At 36.6% G+C, this 23,557-nt stretch carries 20 protein-coding genes and 1 riboswitch; of the genes, 14 read left to right on the top strand and 6 right to left on the bottom strand.

From position 1 onward, the window contains the following. The first annotated feature begins 12 nt into the window (after positions 1-12). From IGK96_RS07770 to trxB, 8 genes are all read left to right on the top strand, one after another. The gene (locus IGK96_RS07770) at positions 13-369 is read left to right on the top strand and encodes a hypothetical protein (protein WP_002394401.1); all 357 of its coding nucleotides are present in this window, start codon (positions 13-15) and stop codon (positions 367-369) included. Continuing rightward, positions 360-1,901 (top strand): hypothetical protein, encoded by a 1,542-nt coding sequence (locus IGK96_RS07765; protein WP_071646680.1) that lies wholly within the window; start codon positions 360-362, stop codon positions 1,899-1,901. The genes IGK96_RS07770 and IGK96_RS07765 overlap by 10 nt, the downstream gene beginning before the upstream one ends. A 5-nt stretch (positions 1,902-1,906) precedes the next feature. Continuing rightward, positions 1,907-2,782, top strand: coding sequence for a hypothetical protein (locus IGK96_RS07760; protein WP_071646681.1), 876 nt, complete (start codon positions 1,907-1,909; stop codon positions 2,780-2,782). After that, entirely contained in the window at positions 2,775-3,107 is a 333-nt protein-coding gene (locus tag IGK96_RS07755; RefSeq protein ID WP_010824596.1) for a DUF4176 domain-containing protein, read from the top strand. Before IGK96_RS07760 ends, IGK96_RS07755 begins: the two co-directional genes overlap by 8 nt. Before the next feature lie 92 nt (positions 3,108-3,199). Then, the gene (locus IGK96_RS07750; RefSeq protein WP_225585648.1) at positions 3,200-3,793 is read left to right on the top strand and encodes a hypothetical protein; all 594 of its coding nucleotides are present in this window, start codon (positions 3,200-3,202) and stop codon (positions 3,791-3,793) included. A gap of 88 nt (positions 3,794-3,881) precedes the next feature. Next, entirely contained in the window at positions 3,882-4,136 is a 255-nt protein-coding gene (locus IGK96_RS07745) for a hypothetical protein (RefSeq protein WP_010828754.1), read from the top strand. Between the two features lie 27 nt (positions 4,137-4,163). After that, positions 4,164-4,985: a hypothetical protein gene (locus tag IGK96_RS07740; RefSeq protein ID WP_010828755.1), complete on the top strand. Its 822-nt coding sequence runs from the start codon at positions 4,164-4,166 to the stop codon at positions 4,983-4,985. Positions 4,986-5,427: 442 nt separating this feature from the next. Next, positions 5,428-6,342, top strand: coding sequence for a thioredoxin-disulfide reductase (gene trxB / locus IGK96_RS07735; protein ID WP_002357780.1), 915 nt, complete (start codon positions 5,428-5,430; stop codon positions 6,340-6,342). Between the two features lie 42 nt (positions 6,343-6,384). Here trxB and IGK96_RS07730 read toward each other — a convergent pair whose 3' ends face one another. The 3 genes from IGK96_RS07730 to IGK96_RS07720 form a co-directional block, all read right to left on the bottom strand. After that, entirely contained in the window at positions 6,385-6,846 is a 462-nt protein-coding gene (locus tag IGK96_RS07730; RefSeq protein ID WP_010775800.1) for a hypothetical protein, read from the bottom strand. A gap of 196 nt (positions 6,847-7,042) precedes the next feature. Continuing rightward, positions 7,043-7,543 carry a plasmid sex pheromone cAM373 precursor gene (camE, locus tag IGK96_RS07725; protein ID WP_002395110.1) on the bottom strand — a complete coding sequence of 167 codons (501 nt, stop codon included), beginning with the start codon at positions 7,541-7,543 and terminating at the stop codon, positions 7,043-7,045. A 119-nt stretch (positions 7,544-7,662) separates the two neighbouring features. After that, positions 7,663-10,002 (bottom strand): ABC transporter ATP-binding protein/permease, encoded by a 2,340-nt coding sequence (locus IGK96_RS07720; protein WP_002360456.1) that lies wholly within the window; start codon positions 10,000-10,002, stop codon positions 7,663-7,665. A gap of 124 nt (positions 10,003-10,126) precedes the next feature. On the opposite strand from IGK96_RS07720, the gene IGK96_RS07715 reads away from it, so the two are divergent. Further along, the gene (locus IGK96_RS07715) at positions 10,127-10,636 is read left to right on the top strand and encodes a MarR family winged helix-turn-helix transcriptional regulator (RefSeq protein WP_002365578.1); all 510 of its coding nucleotides are present in this window, start codon (positions 10,127-10,129) and stop codon (positions 10,634-10,636) included. Between the two features lie 37 nt (positions 10,637-10,673). Here the strand turns inward: IGK96_RS07715 and IGK96_RS07710 are convergent, their stop codons facing one another. From IGK96_RS07710 to IGK96_RS07700, 3 genes are all read right to left on the bottom strand, one after another. After that, positions 10,674-11,537 carry a sugar ABC transporter permease gene (locus tag IGK96_RS07710; RefSeq protein WP_002360454.1) on the bottom strand — a complete coding sequence of 288 codons (864 nt, stop codon included), beginning with the start codon at positions 11,535-11,537 and terminating at the stop codon, positions 10,674-10,676. Between the two features lie 3 nt (positions 11,538-11,540). Continuing rightward, a complete protein-coding gene (locus tag IGK96_RS07705; protein ID WP_002357775.1) occupies positions 11,541-12,884 on the bottom strand; it encodes a carbohydrate ABC transporter permease in 1,344 nt (447 codons plus the stop codon). 85 nt (positions 12,885-12,969) lie between these two features. Further along, positions 12,970-14,220: an extracellular solute-binding protein gene (locus IGK96_RS07700; protein WP_002382263.1), complete on the bottom strand. Its 1,251-nt coding sequence runs from the start codon at positions 14,218-14,220 to the stop codon at positions 12,970-12,972. Positions 14,221-14,479: 259 nt separating this feature from the next. Between IGK96_RS07700 and IGK96_RS07695 the strand changes: the two genes are divergently transcribed. From IGK96_RS07695 to mgtA, 5 genes are all read left to right on the top strand, one after another. After that, entirely contained in the window at positions 14,480-16,246 is a 1,767-nt protein-coding gene (locus IGK96_RS07695) for a glycoside hydrolase family 13 protein (RefSeq protein WP_085443217.1), read from the top strand. A gap of 27 nt (positions 16,247-16,273) precedes the next feature. Beyond that, positions 16,274-17,899: a glycoside hydrolase family 13 protein gene (locus IGK96_RS07690; protein ID WP_071646684.1), complete on the top strand. Its 1,626-nt coding sequence runs from the start codon at positions 16,274-16,276 to the stop codon at positions 17,897-17,899. A gap of 1 nt (position 17,900) precedes the next feature. After that, the gene (locus IGK96_RS07685) at positions 17,901-19,514 is read left to right on the top strand and encodes a glycoside hydrolase family 13 protein (RefSeq protein ID WP_010828757.1); all 1,614 of its coding nucleotides are present in this window, start codon (positions 17,901-17,903) and stop codon (positions 19,512-19,514) included. A gap of 169 nt (positions 19,515-19,683) precedes the next feature. Further along, complete coding sequence (locus tag IGK96_RS07680; RefSeq protein WP_002392546.1) at positions 19,684-20,265, top strand: TMEM175 family protein; 582 nt, start codon at positions 19,684-19,686, stop codon at positions 20,263-20,265. An 81-nt stretch (positions 20,266-20,346) separates the two neighbouring features. Continuing rightward, positions 20,347-20,514, top strand: a riboswitch (M-box (ykoK) riboswitch). A gap of 223 nt (positions 20,515-20,737) precedes the next feature. Continuing rightward, positions 20,738-23,350: a magnesium-translocating P-type ATPase gene (gene mgtA, locus IGK96_RS07675; protein ID WP_002388982.1), complete on the top strand. Its 2,613-nt coding sequence runs from the start codon at positions 20,738-20,740 to the stop codon at positions 23,348-23,350. The last annotated feature ends 207 nt before the right edge of the window (positions 23,351-23,557 follow it).

Here is a 23,557-nt window from a genome sequence, read left to right as displayed (position 1 = left end):
GAGGATTATAAAATGAAAAATAATGAGCAGTTACGAGCGGAATACAATCAAAAAATTATTGAAAAAGAGCAAGAAATATCTTCAATTTCTAGTGTAAAGAGACAAGTTCAAAACTTATTTGACACATTAGAAGGAGATTTAACGCGAAATATACGTAAGTTAGAAAATCTGAATCATGAATTAGCTAAGAATGGTAATCAAGAAGCAAGATGGCTACAAGAAGATTATCTTCAGAAGCAGCAAAAGCAAACCTCTACTTTTCAACAAGTTCATCAGGAATTTTATCAACAATGTGTCAGAAAAAATGAACAATTAAACGAAGAACGTCTTGAATATCAAAAAGAAAGGAATGAATTGCCATGGGATTAATCTATTCAAGTAGTGACAGCGATGCCATCAAAAGTTCATTAGCAACGAATCTCTCTATTGCTCGGACAGCAGTCAGTAATCTAAACTCTGGTAGTCAGCAATTAATCGCAGCGATCGATGGCCAGACACTAGCAGGAGCAGCGTATACCGCAGGGAAAGGGTTATTTTCAGAGTTAGTGATTCCAACAATCAAACGTGTTTCGAGTGCAGTAGATAATGTTCAAAGAGATTTGAATACGTTCTCTTCAGCTGACAGTTTTATTGCCAGTGAAGGTTATTTGGAAGAAGACAACTTAAATGAACAATTAACATTATGTAAAAGTTCAAAGACAGCTTTGGAGAACGCTGAACGTACAGCCAACATGATTGCCAATGCATTGCCAGAGCCCTTACTATCAGAAATGATAAGAGGGATGCAGCGAGATTTCGCGAGGAGAGCGCAAGACTGTCAAAAGGATATTCAACGGATTGAAAAAAAGTTGAATAAGCTAAGAGAATTTAATGGCAAAACAAGTGGGCTGTTTCAAGAAAGTTTAGCTGAATTTAAACTGGCTATGCAAGGCATAATGGTGTTGAATGGAACAACAATTCATGCGGATGGTAGTTATACATTGCCGAGTGGTGTGGATAAAAGTTGGTTTAATCAAATAAAACCTAAAGCTAAGGAGCAAATAGCGACAAATAATAGTAATGCTTTTTTAGAATTATATACACAAGTGAAACAATTGATGAACCCATTAACCAGTGGTAAAACGGATAACATGAAACGAATGGAACAATTATTGGCTATGTATCCCAAGGCATTAGTAGATAAGCTGATGAAAAATGATGAATTTTGGATGCTTGCCGATAAATTACCGTCAAAAGTCCGAATAAAATTGATTAATGGTTTAGAAAAATATAAGGCCTTTGGGCAAGCGATAGCACATGGAAAGTGGATTCCTAAAATAGATACCCTAGGTAAGGGATATCAATGGTTTAGTAAAATGACAAATCCAATAAAAACCTACGTAAGTGAAAGTCTGAAACATTCTAAATTTGTTCAAAGTGCCAAAAGTTGGGGTGTAGCTAAAGGGCTAGGAACAGCTGCTCAAGTGGCAACATATGCACAATTAGGTGTGACATTTGTGTCTAGCGCTGTTAATGAATACGGGAAAACAGGTAGTATTGGCAAAGGTGTTATTGGTGGAGCGATAGACACAGTGAAAAGTATTGGACCACTTGAAGGAGCTACTTTAGGAGCTGCCATAGGAACTGCGATACCAGTTGTAGGTAATGTAGCAGGTGCGGTTATAGGTTTCGGACTAGGTATGCTGAATAAAGGTGTTCAATTTAGATGGCCAAGTGGATATGATAATTTTAAGAATAGTATTTATGATGTGTATGACAAGTCTACTAAAGATATAGGTAAGGCTGTTGAACAAAAAGTTGATACGGTTAAACATGTATACAGAGATATACAGCAGGTTGGAAAATCAATAGGAAAAACGCTTTCTTCGGTTGAAATACCAAAAGTTAGCTTTAATTGGTGATAAATATGAAAAAATTATTCAATGCGACCTTTGAGCAAAGTTTAAATTTAGAAGATGACAAGTTAATAAAGTATATGCAAAAAGATGTAGAAAGACCTGATGTGAAAGAAAAGCCTATATTACTAAAAGTATTAGCAGTAGTTATGATCATGCTTTTATATGGTATCGCTGTGCTGGCTGACTTTAGCACTAAATATTCTGATAAGAATAGTTTTCTACAAAAAGGAAGTATCAATTTTTTACCAATATCTTTATTCTGGTTATTTTTAGGGGTATATGTATTAGTTTGGATATATACTCTACTGAAAAGATATGATGCAAGCAAATTTTTCTGTGCATATGTAAATTCCGTAAATATTCTAATTTGGTTAGTGGTGGAGCTCAATCTCTTATTTGTAACATTATTTCTAAAATCCTTAACTATATTTGGGGTAGTAATCTTGATTTCGATAATCATGGCAATAGGATATAAAATATTTGGAATTAAAAAGGTAGCACTAGAAAATGTGTTATATGTAACAATAAAAAGGAAGAAGGCAGATAGAAACCCAAATAAGTTAATAGAATTCGTAATGAAGTATGGCTGGGGAATTATATTGATAGTTATAATTTGGAAGGCTATTTTTCCAAATGCTGGTGATACTCGAACAGATATAGTTGGCTTTATAGAAATGATAGGTATCTGGGTAATTTTAGATATAGGATTTATCGCAGCAGAAGCTTATCTATTCTTTCCTTACTTACTACACGGCTACTACAAATATAAGTATCCAGAGGAATATCGAAAATGGGAAGGTAAAACGCAATTAGAGTGGTATGGAGAAAAGTATTTTAACAAACATATTAAAGGTACGAAGAAAGAGGAGTGCGGAAATGATTGAAAATAAAGAGCTATTGCCATTGGGAAGTATTGTATTGTTAGAAGAAGGGCTACAGAAATTAGTAGTAGTAGGTCGAGGTGTTGTATACACAGATCAAGCGACGGATAAAGATACGTTTGCAGATTATATGGCGGTACTATATCCAACGGGTTTAAATCCTGAAACAACTATTTTCTTTAATCACGAAAATATTGATAAAGTAATTTTTAAAGGATTTTCAGATGAAGAAGAAACGCGCTTTTTAGAGGTTTATCTTGAATGGAAAAGTGATTTAGATAAATCCAGAAAGGAAGAAAATCAAGAAAGCGAGATTTTTGGTTTTTAGTTATTTACAGATAAAAAATAGCAATGATTTTCTAAAAGGAGAAGATTTTTTCTCCTTTTAGAAGTACATACACAAAAACAAGTAGTTATACATTGCCAGAAGGAACGAGTAAAGAATGGTTTACAAAAATTCAAGGGATTGAAAGTTTAGAAGAAGCAAAGAAAAATCAACAAAATATGGCAAAAATGATTAATGACTTATTTAAGAAGAATCCAGCGGCAGCTATCGAAAAAGTCAAAAAAGATAAACGATTGTTTAACTATATTATTACTGCCTTGGATTCAGATAAAGTACCAGAGAAACTGAAAATGGCAGCATTAGAAATATTTATTTTTCAAGAAAATGTGAATGATTGGCCTAAAGAAAAAGCGCTGAAAGTTTTAAGAAGCTCTGAGCTGGCTATTTTGGTAGAAAAATTACCGCTAGATAAACAAGCTCAGTTATATGGGGTATTAATTAAATTAAGTGAAAAGGGTTGGGAAGTTTTAGCATCAATGGGCCACTTGACGGGTGTTTTGTCAAAAAGCTCATTAGGTTCACGAATCATTGCAGGTTCCAAAGTAGGTTTAGCTGAGTTTAAAAAATTGAAAGCTGTTTCTGATTTTTTAAAAGCACATCCCGTACTGAAAGAAGGACTATTATATATAAGAATACACCAATCCCAAAAGTCCGGCCTACGGAGATGAAAGTAAGGCTATTTATGGAGGAATAAACTTATTTTTATGGAATGCAGGACCACTAGAAGGAGCACAATATGGGGGACCTGTTGGAGCTTTGGCTGGGACACTCAATACAGTTTATTTCTATAGCAAATATAAAATAATTAATAACTTACCTAAATTAGTACCTGGAGGGAGAGAAACTTTTGGTTGGAATTCTAATGCTGAAAAACGTAGTTGGTTAGATAAGCAATATGAAAGTTATGGTAATCCAACGGCTCGAACAACAGACAAAAATTACAGACATGGCGTGCAACCAGAAAGTGGTAGTAAAAGTTTTAATTCAGATATAAACTATAATAATGATTGAAATTATAAAAATTATTGGAGAAATAAAATGAATGAATTTTTTGTTAAAAGATATGAAAATGAAATAAATAATATTAGTTACGAAAAAGCAAAACAAGGGATTAATGTAAAACAAGTATTTAGCAACAGATTGATTGTTGTTAAATACTGTATTTTCATTATTGTTATATTGCTAGAGATAGCAATGTTTACAAGTTTTTTAAGTAAAGATTTATTTAATCCTGTGTTTGCGTTAATAGAAACTAGTATTGTGTTAATTACTATAATCTACTTTTTTAGATTAAATTTTAAAAGCTTCTCAAAAAGTTATTTAATTAGATATTATTCATGCTGTTCAATCGTTTTTAGTATTGCTTCTTTTATAGTATGTTGTAGCAGTTGGTTGTTGTTATTAACTTATTCTGGAAAAATGACTAGTGAGTTTTATTTACAGATGTTAGTACAAACTGTATTTTCTATAGCAGGGTGTTATTTTATATTATTAATAATATATAACTATATGAAATATAGAATAAAACAAGAGCTGTCTTTGTTTGTAAAAGATATAAGGGTTCCTAAAGTGGGTAAAGTCATCGAAAAGACTACTTCGTATGGAATTATTGTAATAATAGGAGTTATGCAATTTTATAGAATGAATAAATTCTGGATAGAAAGTAATGAATCTAATGCAATCAATGCAATAATTGCATTAGGGCAATTAATCGTTGGGATTCTATGTTTTTTGATATTAATTATTTTACCTATCCGAATGTTTTATCCAAATTTTATTTCATCAATGTTGTTAAAAAAATATTCAGAGGAATTTCGCCTTGATTATGGATTTTCAAAAAAGGAATGGTACGAAGGATAAAAGGAAAGAGGGAATGAAAACGAATGAAATCTTAAAATAGCGTACCTGTTGGGGCTGTTGCTGGAACGATGAATTATTGGGCACAAGGAGGCGGAATGGCTAACTTATTTGCAAAATTACCTCATTGATGTAGGACTTTTCAGACAAACGGAAAGGGAGGTTATTTATAATTATCAAATAAAATTTAGTGATGGTGATAGACACACTTTTGATTTAAGAGGGAATTATCCAACGATAGCATTCAAAGAAAAAATTGAAGAATTCTGGTTTAAATACAATAGCTAAATTAATCTTCCTTCCCCCTCCTAGAAAACACAAAACCGTGGTACAATAACTTACGTAGTAGACACACCTACTCCGAATGTCAAAAAAGGGCAGAAAAGTAGACAAGAAATTGTTTAAGGAGTAAAGTAAACTTACTTAAAATTTTGGGGGAAATAAAATGTATGATGTAATTATCATTGGTGCCGGTCCTGCTGGGATGACGGCAGCACTTTATGCATCACGGTCTAATCTTTCTGTATTGATGATTGAACGCGGTGCGCCTGGTGGGCAAATGAACAACACTGCTGAGGTAGAGAATTACCCAGGCTTTGATTCTATTATGGGTCCAGAATTGGCCTATAAAATGTATGAAAATGTAGAAAAATTTGGTACGGAAAATGCGTATGGCATTGTGATGGGCATCGAAGACCACGGATCCTATAAAGAAGTGATTTGTGATGACAAATCTTATGAAGCTAAAGCGGTAATTATTGCAACAGGCTGTGAACACCGAAAATTGGGTGTAAAAGGCGAAGAAGAATTTGCTGGCCGTGGTGTTTCTTATTGTGCCGTTTGTGACGGTGCTTTCTTTAAAAATAAACGCTTAGTAGTCGTTGGCGGCGGCGATTCTGCAGTTGAAGAAGCAATCTATTTAACGCAATTTGCTTCTGAAGTAGTGATTGTTCACCGTCGTGATGAATTGCGTGCGCAAAAAATCATTCAAGATCGTGCCTTTGCAAATGAAAAGATTTCCTTTGTTTGGGATACAGTTGTCGAAGAAATTGTTGGCAATGAAATGGTCGTGACAGGTGTGAAAGCACGGAATGTCAAAACAGATGAAGTTTCTGAAATTGAAGCAAACGGCGTGTTCATTTACGTGGGGCTAGATCCATTAACAGAACCATTTAAAAAAGCTGGTATTACGAATGAGGCTGGTTGGATTGAAACAGACCAAGAAATGAGAACAAAAATTCCTGGTGTTTATGCCATTGGTGATGTCCGTGAAAAAACATTGCGTCAAATCACGACAGCGGTCGGTGAAGGCGGTATTGCTGGACAACAAGTATTTAACTATATTGAAGAATTAAAATAAAAAAATGCTTTTGCCTTTAAGAATAAGGGCAAAAGCATTTTTTTAATAGGTTCCTTTAATGACAAAATAAGAGCCGCGAATGGTTCCAGCTAATTTTGATTTTTGACGAGCAAATTTGAATTTTCCTTCAAATTCTGCAGGGATTGCCATACTATCTGAAAGTTTAAACCCAACGGCGCGTTTGCCTTCATCAGCTAATGTGTACATCACGTTAACTGCTAAGCCGTTTTCATAAAATACATAGGCCATTTTTATGCCATCTAAAGTGAAAGAAGAAATTTCAAGTGGCTTGTAAGGGAAATGTAACGCTCGTTCCAATAAAATTTTTTCAATCCAGGCCAATGTTTCTGGAGCTTCAGAGGCAGGGACGGTCGTAAAGCGATGTTTGTATTTATTCCAAAAATAGCGAGCTTCATTCGCTCTTAGTCCAGCAAGGGCAGGTGCCACTGGTGAACTTTCTAAACCAATAGTGGCTACTTCTTTAAAATCAACTGTATAAACCATGAATTGATACTCCCATCTTTTCTTTTAAACTAAGTATAACGGTAGCAGGGGTAACGAACAATTATTATTACTTAAAAGAATGAAATTGGGACAGAACGATCGGCTTCAGAAAATGTTAAGGTTTCCGAATGCGTAGGTTCTGTCCCAAAGAGTATTTTAAGATTTGGTTATTTCGTGATAAGTTATACGCTTGTGCTTATTTATTGGCATCTAAGGTAACTTTTTCATCTGCCGTAGTCGTTTTAACATCTACTGTATAAACAAGTTTGTTGTTATTTTTGGTTAACTTCCAAGTCAAAATACGTGGAGAAAGTCCTCCAACTTCTTTTTTTGCTTTGGCTAAGACGTCGTTAACAGCGCCTAATTCTTTGACTTCAGCAGCTGAAAAAGCTGTCTCGTTTTCGCCAAGTTGATTTGCTTCAGTATTTTTGGTGACTTTTCCTGTTTCAGGATTCACATAAAGTGTTTCTGTATCGTTGGTAAAGATATAGCTGTAGTCACTTTCTGGTTTTGTATCAAATTGGACATTTACTAATGGTTTGCTGTTGCCAGCTTCTTTTTCGTAGATTTCAGCAGCTTGCTGCAAACTAACTTTGTACTTAGTATCTGTGACAGCATCTTTTCCTATGCCGCAACTAGCTAAAATAAAAATAGCTCCTAAAAGTGAAAAAAATAGTAAAAATGGTTTTTTTAACATGAAATTACCTCGTTTCCTTTTATTAAGTATTCACAATCATTTAGTATACGGAGGTTTTATAAGAAATACAAATAAAAAACAATCCTTTAAGAGAAATTAAAGGATTGTTTTTTTGTTATTTATTCTGCACGTAAAGCAACTGCCGCATCTTTTTTCGCTGCCATTCGGGCAGGAATATGGCCACCAATCATGGTTAAGATTGTGCTAATTACAATCAAAATAATCCCGTGAATTGGATTTAAGGTGGCAACATTTTCTAAATCAGTCAGGTTATAGAGCACTGCATTGATCGGAAATGTTGCGAGAAAGGCAATCACAACACCAAGAATACCAGAGGCAACGCCTAAAATAGCAGTTTCGGCATCAAACACACGGGTAATATCTTTTTTACGAGCTCCTAACGCTTTCAGAATACCGATTTCTTTGGTCCGCTCAATGACAGAAGTATAGGTGATAATCCCAATCATAATCATACTTGTAACAAGGGAAATCCCAGCAAATGCAATCAGCACATAGGTGATGGCATCCATTAAACCACCTGTTAAGCGGGTCATTGTTCCAGCTAAATCAGAATAGATGATTTGGTCTTTTTTATCTTTTCCTTTGTTATAAGCATCTAAATAATCAAGAATTTTATCTTTTGATTTGAAGTCGTTTGGATAAATCATAATACTTGAAGGGATTTCGTTCGCTCCTAAATAAGACAATAGGTTTTCTTTCGCGGAAGCATCTAATGTTTCGTTAGTCATAACGTTAGTGTTGCTGGCTTCTTGCGCTTTAACAATATCAGAGGTTTTGTTTTTGGCAATCATATTAGTTGAAAGTGCATCGCTATAAGCAATTCCAGGTGCTAATAGATTCATTGTTGAAGAATCTTTAATTCGCAAAATCCCTGAAATTGTTAATTCGGTATTTTCTGGATTATCGTAAACAGCTTGCAAATCTTGGTTAGGAATGAAGTTGCCTGTCGGTAATTTGGTGTAAAATGCATTATTATTGGCTAACTTCATTTTTGTGCCGACAATGTCTGAAAAGGCAATCTTTTGATTATCTTTCACGTCAAAGCCAAGATTTTTTAAAGCATTAATATTGGTGGTATTGTTACTATCGACGATTAAAACGACATCGGTTTCTTTTTCTGGATAATTTCCTTCAAGCAACGAGTAATTGTCTTTTAAGAAATTGTTTTTTCCATTTTCTAGTTGTTTAGGAAAAGCAGAAACGCCGACGCCAGTTTGGGCAGCCATCATAGAAGCCATCGCATTTGATTGGCCGTCGGGTGCATCGTTTGAAAATTTGACAGCTTGTGCTTTCCCGTTGATTTCTCTTAATAAGTTCATATTGACTAGACGAGTATAGCCGATATTATTACTTAATTCAGGATCAATGTGATTGACATAGTCAATAAACTTTTGATCAATTAAATTCGTGTGTTGCGCACGGTCCGCATCGCTAATTTTAGCAGTCACTTCTTTTTCTTTCGGGAAGGTGCCTTTTTTGTCCTGATTATTGAAACTTTCTGGATCTTGATCGGTCGCTATTTTAGAAATGGTAATCGGAAATTGCGCTAACGTTTCCGACTGAGTTTTATCAATTTGTTTCTGGAATCCTGTTGAAAGAGAAAGGACAATCGCGATACTGATAATTCCGATACTTGAAGCAAAGGCGGTTAAAAAAGTTCGCCCTTTTTTAGTGCGGATATTATTAAAAGATAAACGCAGCGCAGTCGTGAATTTCATTTTGGTGCGTTTCAATTCGAAAGGTTCTTTTTTTTCATGTTCAATATGAGGACGCGAGTCATGACGAATTTGGCCATCTGAAAATTCAATAATTCGATCAGCGTATTCATGAGCTAATTCAGGATTGTGGGTCACCATAATGACTAATTTTTCTTTCGAAAGTTCTTGGATAAGTGCCATAATTTGCAGGCTAGTTTCTGAATCCAATGCACCAGTTGGTTCGTCACAAAGTAAAATATCGGGATCATTAGCTAAAGCACGAGCAATGGCAACCCGTTGCATTTGACCGCCAGATAATTGGGAAGGTTTTTTATGGATATGGTCCTTCAAACCGACACGGATGAGTGCATCTTCGGCTTTTTGGCGTCTTTCTGCTTTTGAAATACCACTCAGTGTCATACCAAGCTCGACATTATCCAAAATCCCTTGATGACTAATTAAGTTGTAACTTTGAAAAATAAAACCAATTGAGTTATTCCGATAAGCATCCCAGTCGGCTTCTTTAAAATTTTTTGTTGATTTGCCGTTAATGATTAAGTCACCAGAATCGTAATTGTCCAATCCGCCAATCACATTCAACATCGTCGTTTTACCAGAGCCGCTGGGACCCAGAATGGCTACAAATTCTTGTTTTCGAAAAGCGACAGAGACGCCATCTAAAGCTTTAGTGGTCGTTCCGCCGACAGTATAATATTTTTTTATCTCTTTGAGTTCTAGCATATTTTTCGCATCCTTCTTCCAATTTATCAACAACACAACCTTAAGTTAGTGTATAACGTAACATAATAGTTAACAAAAATCAATCATTACCATTTGATAATCAAGTGAATTTAGTATACACTAGGTGGGAAACGAGGGAGAACATATGGATAAAGAGAAGCATTCATCAAATTTAGATATTAGTGTCTTTACTGAAATTTTTTCATATATGAGCCAATTGCTTTTTAAAGACCTAGACTTGGAGGATCTAAAATTAACAAAGTTAGACATGTTAATTTTATTAATTGTGGCAACGAATGAAGGAATCAGTATGACAGAGTTAGCCAACCAAGTAGGAACGTCGAAAGTTCAAGTGAGTCGCTCTATTGCGGGGTTAGAAGAACGAGCGATTGTTCAACGTCGCCATAATCAAGAAAATCGCCGCGTGGTTAATGTTTATACGACAAAAGAAGGCGAGAAGCTCTTTAAGCAAAAAGAAAATCAAGTAAAACAGCAACTATCTGAAACGCTTAGTGTTCTTTCCTTAGAGGATTATCAAGAGGTCAATCAACACTTTTTGGCGGTCATGAAAATTTTGTCCAATTATCAAGCGCTACGAAGAAAAACGTGTAAGGAAAACAACGCCAAAAAATAAAAAACATCGTTTGGCTATAAACCAAACGATGTTTTTTCTAGCCTTTGACAGAGCCAGAAGTCACGCCTTCTACATAGAAACGTTGCATTAATATAAATAAAATAGTAATTGGAATGGCAATTAGCACACATCCTGCTGTAAAAGCCATGAATAGTGAATTGGCTGTTGATTTGGTCATCATCGAAAAGAGACCAATCGCAACGGTGTAATTTTCAACTTTATCACCCATAATAACTTTTGCGAAAATAAAATCCATCCAAGGACCCATGAAGGCGGTTAAAGAAGTATAGACAATAATTGGTTTCGACAATGGCAACGTAATTTTTGTGAAAATTTGCCACTTGTTGGCACCGTCAATCATAGCCGATTCGTCTAAAGCCATCGGAATGGTATCGAAGAACCCTTTGGCGATGTAAAAACCTAGCGCCGAGCCTGCAGAGTAAACCAGAATTAAAGCGAATAAACTTTCAGTTAAATTTAAGGCTTTTAAAATATAGTAAACGGCAATCATGCTCATAAAACCAGGGAACATATTTAAAACGAGCGCCACTTTTAAAAAGGGTTTTCTTAAGCGGAAACGCAACCGGGACAGCGCATAAGCCATTGCGATTGTAATAAAAGTTGATAACAGACAGCTTGCGATGGAAACGAACAAGGTGTTCAAAAACCAACGGACAAAGGGGAAGTTGCCAGTCTGATTTGTTAATAATACTTTATAGTTTTCTAAAGTGAATGTTTTGGGAATGATATAGGGAACAAATGCACCGCCTTCGCCACGAAAACTTGTTAAGATAATCCACACAATGGGGAACATCCAAAAAACTGCTAAAATGGTTAGAATGATGTAAACGCTGGTAAGTGCAGTGCGTTGTTTTTTCTGGTAACTTTTTGCTTTAGCCATAAGTTACGCCTCCTTAAATGAATTCGTCCGTGTATAGGCAATTAAACTGAAGACTGCGGAAAGAATGAAGATTAAAATACCAATCACAGAGGCTAAATTGTAATCCATTGTATCGACAGTCAATTTGTATAACCAGGTAACTAAAAGGTCAGTTGAGCCTGCACCGTAGAAGTTAGAATTGGCTGGCCCACCACCTGTTAATAGATAAATGACATTAAAGTTATTGATGTTGCCAATAAACTGTTGAATCAGCGCCGGGGTCATCACAAATAGAATTTGTGGAAACGTAATACTTTTAAAAATTTGCCATTTATTGGCGCCGTCAATTCTAGCTGCTTCGATTTGATCTTCAGGAAGATTTTGGATAATCCCTGTAGAGATTAACATCGTAGCGGGAATACCAATCCACATATTGACAACAATAATGGTTAATTTTGCCCAATTCGGATCTGTTAAGAAGGGGATAGAAGAATCGATTAAGCCCCAATTTAACAACAGAGCATTGATAGGTCCAGAACCATTTAAGAGGTTTCGCATAATTAAAAGTGAAACAAACGGAGGTACGGCCATCGTGATAACAAAAATAGTCCGCCAAAATGCTTTATATTTTAAGCCTTTTGTATTGATAAGCAAGGCTAAAATGATTCCAAAAAAGAAACAAGTTGCGGTTGCGAAAACAGCCCAAATCAAGGTCCAGCCAAGTACTGGAAAGAACGTTGAAGCCATATCGCCTGTGATTACATTACCTAGATTTGCCAATCCAACCCAAGTAAAAAGGTTTTTCGGTGGCAGATGGTTATGGTCGTAGTTGGTAAAGGCAATGGAAATCATATATAACAACGGCAAGATGGTAAAGAAAAGAACGCCTAGTAAGGGAATCGTCATTAAAGTTGCATGGAAACGTTCGTTTAACAAGCTACGTAAATCATCCATAGTTGTTGGAATTTTTTTGCCGGCTGTCTTTAATTCATATAGGTGACGGGCGCTTTTTAAATTGATTACATATAAAATGATTAGCGATAAACAGACTAAAATTGCTGCAATTCCGAATAATAATAAGAGCATTGAATTATCGCCTTCTTTTAGAACTTCAATCCCTAAAGAATCATCATATACTAATCCTTGCTGTTGGGTCCCTAGTGTTCCTAGCATCATTAATGCGTGGAAACCATTACGGATTAACCAATAGATAAAGCCAATTTCAGCTGTTAAAAAGATGATTCCCTTTAACCACTGCTTGTTGGCGAAGTTTGCAGCACCCATAACTAAAAAAGATAGTTTTGTAGCGAAGTCGCCTTTTTTAAAGACCTCTCGAAATGACGTCTGGGCTTTCTTTTTCTTGAACATCTTCGTTCACTCACTTTCTACTTAAATAAAAAAGATAGAGGAAATGGGACAGCAGATTGAAGCTCGTCCCATTTCTTTACTCTTTTTATTCTTTTGCTTCTTTTGATGTGTCTTGGACTAATTTATCTAATTTTGCTTGATAGTCCGCAGGTTTGATATTGCCTTTGTACGTATCATTGATCACTGCATCCATCGCAGGCCAGAATGAAACGATTTCTGGGATTTTTGGCATTACCACAGAGTGGGTTGGTTGTGCCATTTCTAAGATAGCTTTTGCAACAGTATCTTGTGTAATTTCTTCGTTTGTTTGTAATTTTTTGTTTGAAGGGACAAAGCCGATTTCTTTAAAGTAAGTCATTTGTGCTTTTTCGCTGGTTAAATAGTTTGCTAATGTCATTGCGGCCAATGGTGCTTGTGTTTGTTGGTTGACAGCAAAACTACGAACGCCCAAGAAAGCTTTCATTTGTTTTTCTCCATTGCCAAAATCAATGGTTGGATAGGCAGCAGCCCCCATTTTGTCGCCAAGAGCTTTTTCTACATCGTTTTTAGACCAAGGGCCAGAAAGGAAGGCATCCGTTTTGCCAGAACCTAGATTAGACAATGCTTCTGTATTTGATTGGATCACACCAGGATTATTTTTTTGATCGGCAATCCATTGTAATACTTCTATACCTTGTTGGTTATTAAAGTTGGTACCTTTTGGATCTTCGCCATTTTCACCATATAAGTAATCGCCGTTACTCATAAATAGAGGACCGAAGATATAATTTGCGCCATCTTCGCCAAAATTGGTACCGATTTTGCCTTTTTCAGTTAAAGACTTCCAAGTTTTGATTTCCTCTGGAGAATACGTATCTTTGTTATAATAAAGAACTTGTGACTCTACGGCATAAGGGTAGGCATAGACTTTGTCTTTCCAAGTGACTCCTGCGACTGCCGAGTCGATATTGTTTTCTTTGACTTCTTTTTCATATTTTGTGTTAGGGTAAATCAGACCAGCTTCTGCCATTTGACCAATTTGATCATGTGGCATCATGAAAACATCTGCGGCAGCTTTAGGATCTTTTGCAATGTCTTTTTTAGCATCTGCCGAATTTCCAGCAGTTAAGTTAACTTTAATATCGGGGTTTTCTTTTTCAAAATCGGCGACAACTTTTTTAAAGACGCCCATATATTCAGTATCAACCCATAATTTTACGTCACCAGCTGCTTTATTTGCTGAACCGCTTTCATTTTCAGCTTTCGTTTTTTCTGCGCCACCACAGGCAGTAAGTAAAACCGCGGAAGCACTTAAAAGGATACCGCCCATTAAAATCTTTTTCCAATTCGCTTTCATTTTTGAACCCTCCAAAAATTATTTTTTACAAGTCTTATTATGCAACCGATTGCGGAAATAATCAAGTGTTTTTCATCGAGAAAGTTAAAAAAGTTTTTTTGTTATAAATAACATACTGTTTGTTTAAAGTGGTGTATACCACTAATTAAGCATTTTAAATAAAAAAATAAAAAAGGGTATACAAATGCAATCGTTTGCGCTAAAATGTGTTCGAGTATTAGAAAATACACGAAAAGCGACAATTAAAGGAGAGAATTAAATGAACACTGCTGCAATCTACCATCGTCCAGAAAGTGAATTTGCTTATCTTTATACAGAAGAAACCATGCATATTCGTTTGCGTACGGCAAAAGGCGACATTGCCTCTGTCCAATTAGTGCAAGGAGATCCTTATCTTTTAGGAAAAGAAAAGTGGTACCAACAGTCGTTAACCATGGAGAAGTTAGTATCTACGGAGTTATATGATTACTGGTTTATTGCATTAAGTGCAAAATTTAAACGACTTTCATATGCTTTTACTTTAGTAGGGACGGATGGCTTGACGGCGTTTTATGGCGAACACGGCATTTATCCTTTAGAAGAAAAGTATTTAGCGATGGCGAATAATTATTTTCGGATGCCGTATTTTCATGAAATCGATCGTTTTAAAGCACCTGAATGGGTAAAAGAAACGGTTTGGTATCAAATATTTCCAGAGCGTTTTGCAAATGGTGATCCCGCCAATGATCCTGAAGGGACGTTGCCGTGGGGATCTAAAAGACCAGATCGACAAGATTTTTTTGGTGGGGATTTGCAAGGGGTGCTAGATCATCTTGATTACATTGAAGATTTAGGTGTTAACGGCTTATATTTTTGCCCAATTTTTGAAGCGTTTTCTAATCACAAATATGATACGATTGATTATTTAAAAATTGACCCAGCTTTTGGTGATGGCGCTACCTTTAAGCGTTTAGTCGAAGAGTGTCATCGACGGGGCATTAAGATTATGTTGGACGCCGTTTTTAATCATATGGGGGACACTTCGCCTCAATGGCAAGATGTGTTAAAAAATGGCCAGAACTCAATTTATGCCGATTGGTTCCACGTAAATGAGTTTCCAGCTAGCTATGAAGAAAGTGCTGATTTTGAAGAAGCAAGCAACATTACCTATGATACTTTTGCATTCACTCCGCATATGCCTAAATTAAATACAGCAAATCCAGAGGTGCAAGCCTATCTTTTAGAAATTGCTCGTTATTGGATTGAGGAATATGATATTGACGCCTGGCGTTTAGATGTGGCAAACGAAGTGGATCATGCGTTCTGGAAAAAATTCCGGCAAACATGTGATGACGCAAAAGAAGATTTTTATATTTTAGGAGAAATTTGGCACTCGTCGCAAAGCTGGCTCCAAGGAGACGAATTTCATGCAGTGATGAATTATGCATACACAGATGCGATTATGGGCTACTTTGTTAAGCAAGAACTGTCCTTGGAAAAGATGCTTTCTGAAATGAACAACCAGTTAATGCTCTATCGACAACAAACGAATCAAATGCAGTTTAATGTTTTAGATTCCCACGATACACCACGCTTATTGCATGAAACGAAAGAGGATAAAGAGTTGATGCGCCAAGTATTAGCGTTTACGTATATTCAACCAGGCGTCCCTTGTCTTTACTATGGTGATGAAATTGGTATGACAGGTGATATGGATCCTGATTGTCGTCGTTGTATGGTTTGGGAGGAAAATCAGCAAGATTTAGATTTGAAGGAATTTGTAAAATCATTGATTGCCCTTCGCAAAAAGTATGCGGCTGTTTTTTCTGGTGGAACAATCGATTGGACAGGAACTTCTTTTGAAACGGGGTTGATTAGATTCGCTTGTCGTTTGGAGGAACAAACGATCTATGGGATTTTTAATACTGGCCAAGAGACACAATTTGTTGATAGAACTGATCGAGAAGTTTTGCTAAGTTCTTCTATCGAAACTGCTTCAGAACAGATAATGGTTTTACCAAAAGGTTTTCTTTTATATCAAGCATAATAATTAAGCAAAGGAATGTGAAGAAGAATGGAAAAACATTGGTGGCAAGAAGTCGTGGTTTATCAGATTTATCCTCGCAGTTTTAAGGATAGCAATGGAGATGGCATTGGAGATTTACCAGGAATTATTGAAAAATTGGATTATTTGGAAACGTTAGGCATTGGGGCTATTTGGTTATCACCAGTTTATCAATCACCCAATGATGACAATGGTTATGACATTTCTGATTATGAAGCGATTATGACAGAGTTTGGGACGATGGCGGATATGGATCGTCTAATTGAGGAAGCGAAAAAGCGAAAGATTGAAATTATTATGGACTTAGTGGTTAACCATACGTCAGATGAACATCGTTGGTTTATTGAAGCGAAAAAAAGTAAGGAGAACCCCTACCGAGACTATTATGTATGGGCTGATCCTGCTTCAGATGGCGGTGTGCCTAACCGACTGAAATCTGCCTTTTCGGGTTCGGCGTGGACGTTTGATGAAGCGAGTGGGCAATACTATTTGCATTTGTTTAGTAAAAAACAACCAGATTTAAATTGGGAAAACCAACAAATGCGTCAGTCGGTTTACGAGATGATGAATTTTTGGATTGATAAAGGAATTGGCGGTTTCCGTTTAGATGTAATTGACTTAGTGGGTAAAATTCCAGGAGAAGAGATCACCGCGAATGGACCTCATTTACATCGTTATTTACAAGAAATGAACGCCGCGACATTTGGCGGCAAAGAGCTGTTAACTGTAGGTGAAACATGGGGGGCCACACCTGAAATTGCAAAAATGTACTCTAGTCCAGAGCGTCATGAATTATCTATGATTTTTCAGTTTGAACATATGAGCTTGGATCAACAACCAGGTAAAGAAAAATGGGACCTTCAGCCAATGGAAGTTGCCAAGTTGAAACAGGTTTTTGCAAAATGGCAAACAGAATTAGGAAATGATGGCTGGAATTCTTTATTTTGGAATAACCATGATTTACCGAGAATGATTTCACGTTGGGGAAATGATCAGGAACATTGGTTGGAAAGTAGTAAGTTATTCGCTATTTTACTGCACATGATGAAAGGCACACCTTATATTTATCAAGGGGAAGAAATTGGTATGACCAATACGCCGATTACAGATATTCGTGAAGCGCGGGACATCGAAACGATTAACATGTACCATGAGTATCTAGAAAAAGGATATTCTAAAGAAGAAATTTTGCTGAAAATTAATACTAAAGGTCGCGACAATGCACGCCGGCCTATGCAGTGGACCGCTGAAAAAAATGCGGGCTTTACGACGGGTACACCTTGGATTGATGTTAATCCCAATTATCAAACGATTAACGTCGCTGCTGCTTTGGCAGATAAAAATTCACTATTCTATACGTACCAAGAAATGATTCGTTTGAGAAAAGAACATCCTTTAATTGTTTGGGGCAACTTTGAATTGCTGGAAACAGTGGACGAAGTGATCAGTTTTTATCGTACCTATGGTGAGGAACGCTGGCTTGTTGTAACGAACTTTTCTGACAAAGTTCAGCCATTTTCTGCAGATGTTTCTGTAGAACAAGTAATGATTGAAAATATGCCGACAGATGTCACTGCTTTAGCAGACTATTCGTTAGCGCCTTGGCAAGCATTTGTTGTGAAAGTGAGTCAATAAGATGGACCAATGGTGGAAAAATGCTGTCGGTTATCAAATTTATCCTCGGAGTTTTAAAGATAGCAACGGGGATGGCATTGGTGATTTGCAGGGAATTATTGAGAAATTACCGTATTTAAAAGAACTAGGGGTCGATTTTTTATGGTTAAATCCGATTTACACTTCGCCGAACGTTGACAATGGTTATGATATTGCGGATTATCAAGGGATTCAGCCAGAATTTGGTACGATGGAAGATTTTCAAGAACTTTTGGACCAAGCGCATCAATTAGGTTTGAAGATTATTCTTGATTTAGTGGTCAATCATACAAGTGATCAACATCCGTGGTTTGTTGAAGCAAAAAAAAGTTTAGATAATCCGTATCGTGAGTATTATTTATGGGCCGATGCGACACCAGAACGTATGCCGAATGAATGGCAAAGCTTTTTTGGTGGCTCGACTTGGACGTATGACGAGGATACAAAGCAAGCATATTTTCATGTGTTTGCAAAAGAGCAACCTGATTTGAACTGGAAAAATCCTAAAGTTCGTGAAGAGATTTATGCGATGATTCGCTGGTGGTTAGATTTGGGAATTGATGGTTTCCGATTAGATGCGATTAGTCATATCCAAAAAGAACCTTGGAATTTTAAGATTACCACGAATCCATGGGCTCCCTTTATGAATGTAAAAGGCATTGAAGACTATATGTTGGATTTGAAAGCTATTTTTGCTGAGTATGACATCATGACAGTGGGGGAAGCTAGTGGCGTTTCAAGTAAAAAAGCGGTGGAATGGACCAATGATGCGGGCTATCTGAATATGATTTTTGAATTAGAGCACAATGTTCGAGAAGGGAAGCCAGGAGAAGAACGGTTAAATATTTTAGGCTATAAAAAAGTAATGGCTCGCTGGCAAAAGCATTTAGGGACAGAAGGCTGGAATGCATTATATGTAGAAAATCATGATAATCCCAGAATCAATTCAATTTTAGGCAATGAAACCTCTCATTCTGCTAAGGCGATTGGAACAATCGCCTTGCTCTTGCGAGGAACGCCGTTTATTTATCAAGGACAGGAAATCGGCATGGTTAATTATCCGTTTCAACAGATTGACGAGTTAGATGCTAAAGATTCCCATAACCATTATCGTTTGCTTATAGAAAATGGCTACGATGCGAAACAAGCATTAAAAGAAGTGGCGCATTGGACGCGGGACCATTCGCGTACGCCTATGCAGTGGACGAATCAAGAGGCAAGTTCATTCACCTCGGGGCATCCGTGGTTAGCAATTCATCCCAATTTCAAAGAAATAAATGTGGCTGACCAAGAAACGGATGCGCAATCCGTGTTGAATTATTATAAAAAGTTAATTGCGTTGCGGAAAGAAAATCCAGTCTTTACAGATGGACAGTTTGAACTATTAGCGCCCAATCATCCGTCTGTTTTTGCTTTTTTAAGAAAAACAACTGAGGCAACAGCGTTAGTGATTGTCAATTTAAGTGGAGAAAAGTGCCAATTTGACTTGCCGAATAAATTACTAGGCAGAAAGTGGCAACAATTGTTAGGAAACCAAGAGTTTACAGTGGAGAAACGGATGCGGTTAGCACCTTATCAGGCAGGGGTCTTCCAATAACTGATTTGTTCTATAATGAGTGCAAGAGGCTTACTTTTAAGTAGGACTCTTGCACTCGTTTTTAGGAACTTCAACAACCGAGAGACTTCATAAATAATTGAATTTTTACAGAAATGCGTTATACTTACTTTGGGTAAGTTATTTAATTTTATGAAAGTAGGGGGAAATGATGCCGAAAACACGTGTAGAAGCATTTACAGATGCAGTCATTGCGATTATTTTAACGTTATTAATTTTAGAATTAAAAATTCCTGAAAAAGCAGATTGGTCTGCTCTGACTCAATCTGGACACAAAATCATTATTTATTTAATTAGTTTTGTTACTTTATTGATTTATTGGAACAATCATCATCATTTATTTCAAAGTGTCCGTAAAATTGATGGACGTGTCCTTTGGATGAATAATTTATTAATTTTGACGTTGACGTTTTTCCCGTTTGTTACTGGTTGGGTAGGTGAACATCCGTTTTCTTGGCCGCCACAAGCTTTATATGGTTTAGTAGTATTAGGAGCTGATGTTGCTTATTATCTAGTGGTGCGGGCATTGATTCAGGCAAATGGGCCCAAATCCGAAGTACAACGTTTGTTTGGCCACTATCCAAAATTAACGCTTTCGATTGTGTTGAATATTATTGCGTTGATTGTAGGCAAACTGGTAGCGCCAATCGCTGTCCTGATTATTGATACGATTGTTTTAGTCATGTGGTTTATTCCTGAGCGAAAAGCAGAAATAAAGGAAATTTTAAAGTAGTCATTTTTTATTTATAACAAAAAAGTCATAAATCTTTTGACAAGAATGTCAAACTCCTCTATTATAAGAAGTGGATAAAAACTGAATAATTGTTAGGTGAGGCTCCTATTTGGACAAATGCTGCTGCCGCGAAAGGATCGAGAGACCCTTAGTTGGTTGAACAGGAATAATCGTGAAGGTTATTCATAATGTAGCTGATACATGTTATCTACGCCCTATAGTGCTAAAGCTCAACGATAGAGAATCTTATTTAAAGATGGTATTTTGGGACGTACTCTATTGTTGAGTAGGTCCTTTTTTGTGTGTTTGGCAAAAAAGCAATTATTCATTGGAAGTATAAATAAGAAAAAGAAAGGATGACTGTCATGGAAGACCCTGGAAGTGAACAGAGAAACAAAATACAGTCACCAACGAAAGGAGAAGATTTTAGCACTCTTTTCGGCAGGTGACCACAACCTTGGAGGAAAAGAAAATGATGAACAAAAAAACAATGGATATGAGAAAAGCAACCAAAGATCAAGAATTACGTAAATTGGCGTTGCTTTCTGAACGGGAATTAATGATGGAATTACGGACATCTGAAAAAGGACTCTCGAATGAAGATGCCGAAAAAAGATTAGAGGAATTTGGACCAAACGAAGTTTCTGCACAAAAGCCAACCCCAGCAATTATTTTATTTTTAAGTGCATTCAAAGATCCGTTTGTCTATGTCTTAGCCTTATTGATGGTCGTTTCAACTTTAACGAAAGATTTCGAAGCCGCTATCGTGATGGGCGTGATGATTTTAGCCAGTGTCTTGATTGCTTTTATACAAGAATATCGTTCGCAAAAAGCGAGTTTGGATTTAAAAGAATTAATTGAAAACACCGCTGCAGTGACACGGGAAGGAATTACGAAAGAAATTCCAATGGACGAAATTGTTCCAGGAGACATTGTAACTTTAGCTACAGGAGACATGATTCCTGCAGATGCCGTGTTGATTTGGACCAAAGATTTATTCGTTAATCAATCGTCGCTAACAGGCGAATCCATGCCTGTCGAAAAATTTGTGGATGCAGGTGTGGATCGTCAACAAACAGAGGTTTCTGCATTAGATATGCAAGACCTAGTGTTTATGGGTACAGATGTCTTGAGTGGACAAGGAAAAGCGATTATTTTAAAAACTGGGCAACATACATTTTTTGGTGATATTGCTAAAAATGCTACAACACAACGAGGAAAAACTAGTTTTGACTTAGGCTTAGCAAAAGTCAGTAAGTTTTTATTACGAATGGTAATGATTTTGTTTCCAATCGTTTTCTTGATTAATGGTTTAACTAAAGGTGCTTGGGGCGAAGCGTTTTTCTTCGCGATTGCCGTTGCAGTTGGTTTGACACCAGAAATGTTGCCAATGATTGTTACGAGTAACTTAGCCAAGGGTGCATTATCCTTATCGAAACATAAAGTCATTGTTAAAGAGTTAGCGGCTATCCAAAATTTAGGTGGTATGGATGTGCTCTGTACAGATAAAACTGGAACGATTACCGAAGATCGTGTAGTTTTGGTTCAACATTTGAATCCATTAGGTGATTTGAGTGATGAGGTTCTAAATTTAGCCTACTTAAATTCTTCTTATCAAACAGGTTGGAAAAATTTAATGGATATTGCCGTTATTAATTTTTATGAAGAGCATCAATGGAAAACGCCGTTTAAAAATGTCACTAAAATTGATGAAATTCCTTTTGATTTTTCCAGACGCCGCTTAACGGTTGTCGTAAATGCAGATGATCATCAATTGATGATTACGAAAGGCGCCGTGGAAGAAATGGAAGAAGTGTGCACGCATGCGCAAATTAATGGCGAAATTGTACCATTAAGCACTGCTGTACGAGAAGAACTACGCCGAGTGAATGTTCAAATGAACAAACAAGGGATGCGTGTGTTAGCGGTAGCTGTAAAAAAAGATGTCCATAAAGAAGCAGTTTATTCAGTTGAAGATGAAAAAGAGATGACATTGATTGGATTTATGGGTTTTCTTGATCCAGCAAAAGAGTCAGCCGTCAGCGCTATCCGCTCCTTACATGAACATGGTGTCAACGTGAAAGTGCTAACGGGCGATAATGACATTGTCGCCAAAAAAGTCTGTAAAGATGTAGGTATTGAAGTTTCCCATGTGTTATTAGGTTCTCAAATTGAAGCAATGACAGATGAAGAGTTGCGGGCGCAAGTAGAAGAAACTAATTTATTTGCCAAATTAAATCCGATGCAAAAATCTAAAATCATTGAATTGCTACAAGCGAAAGGTCATACGGTTGGTTTTATGGGGGATGGCATTAACGATGCACCAGCATTGCGAAAAGCTGATGTGGGCATTTCAGTAGATACTGCAGCTGATATTACTAAAGATGCTAGCTCGATTATTTTACTGGAAAAAAGTTTAAATGTACTGGAATCTGGTGTGATTGAAGGACGAAAAGTATTTAGCAATATGATGAAATATATTAAAATTACCATCAGTTCTAATTTTGGGAATGTCTTTTCAATTTTAGTAGCCAGTGCCTTTTTACCATTTCTACCAATGCTTTCCTTACAACTCTTGATTCAAAATTTGATTTATGATGTGGCTCAGTTGACAATTCCTTGGGATAATGTCGATGAAGAAGAGTTATTAAGCCCTGTTCGGTGGGAAACGAACGGACTAGCGAAATTTACGGTATGTATTGGCCCGGTAAGTAGTATTTTCGATATTCTAACGTATCTTGTCATGTGGTTTGTGTTTAGCGCCAATAGTTTGGCAACTCAACATTTATTCCAAACAGGTTGGTTTATGGTGGGACTTGTTAGTCAAACGTTAGTTGTTCATATGGTCCGGACGCGGAAAATACCATTCATTCAAAGTCGTGCGTCAATGCCTGTGATGTTAAGTAGTTTAGGCGCAATTTTACTCGGTTTCCTGATTGTAGCAACGCCTATAAGAGAGGTTTTTGACTTTGTGAAACTTCCGGCTAACTACTGGCCATGGTTCTTTGGAATCATCATTGCGTACATGTTAACTGTTGAAGTAGCTAAACGTTTATATATTAAAATTACCAAGGAATGGATTTAGTAAAATCTACTGAAAGAGAAAAGAAATTGCTAAGCTGTATTACTCGTTTTGCGAAAATTCAGTGATTTTAAGCAATGAATGTTCGTGATAAAACCTAAGGCAAAGTATTTGGCAAAAAAACGAGCCAAAAAAAATAAAAATTAACGAAAAAAACTTTGTTCTCTAAAAAATAAAAAACCGCATGCTGAGTAGGTTACTCGGCTGACG

The sequence above is a fragment of the Enterococcus sp. DIV0682 genome, from assembly GCF_051712685.1.
Taxonomy (GTDB): domain Bacteria; phylum Bacillota; class Bacilli; order Lactobacillales; family Enterococcaceae; genus Enterococcus; species Enterococcus faecalis.
This window is presented reverse-complemented; position numbering and strand designations above follow the sequence as displayed.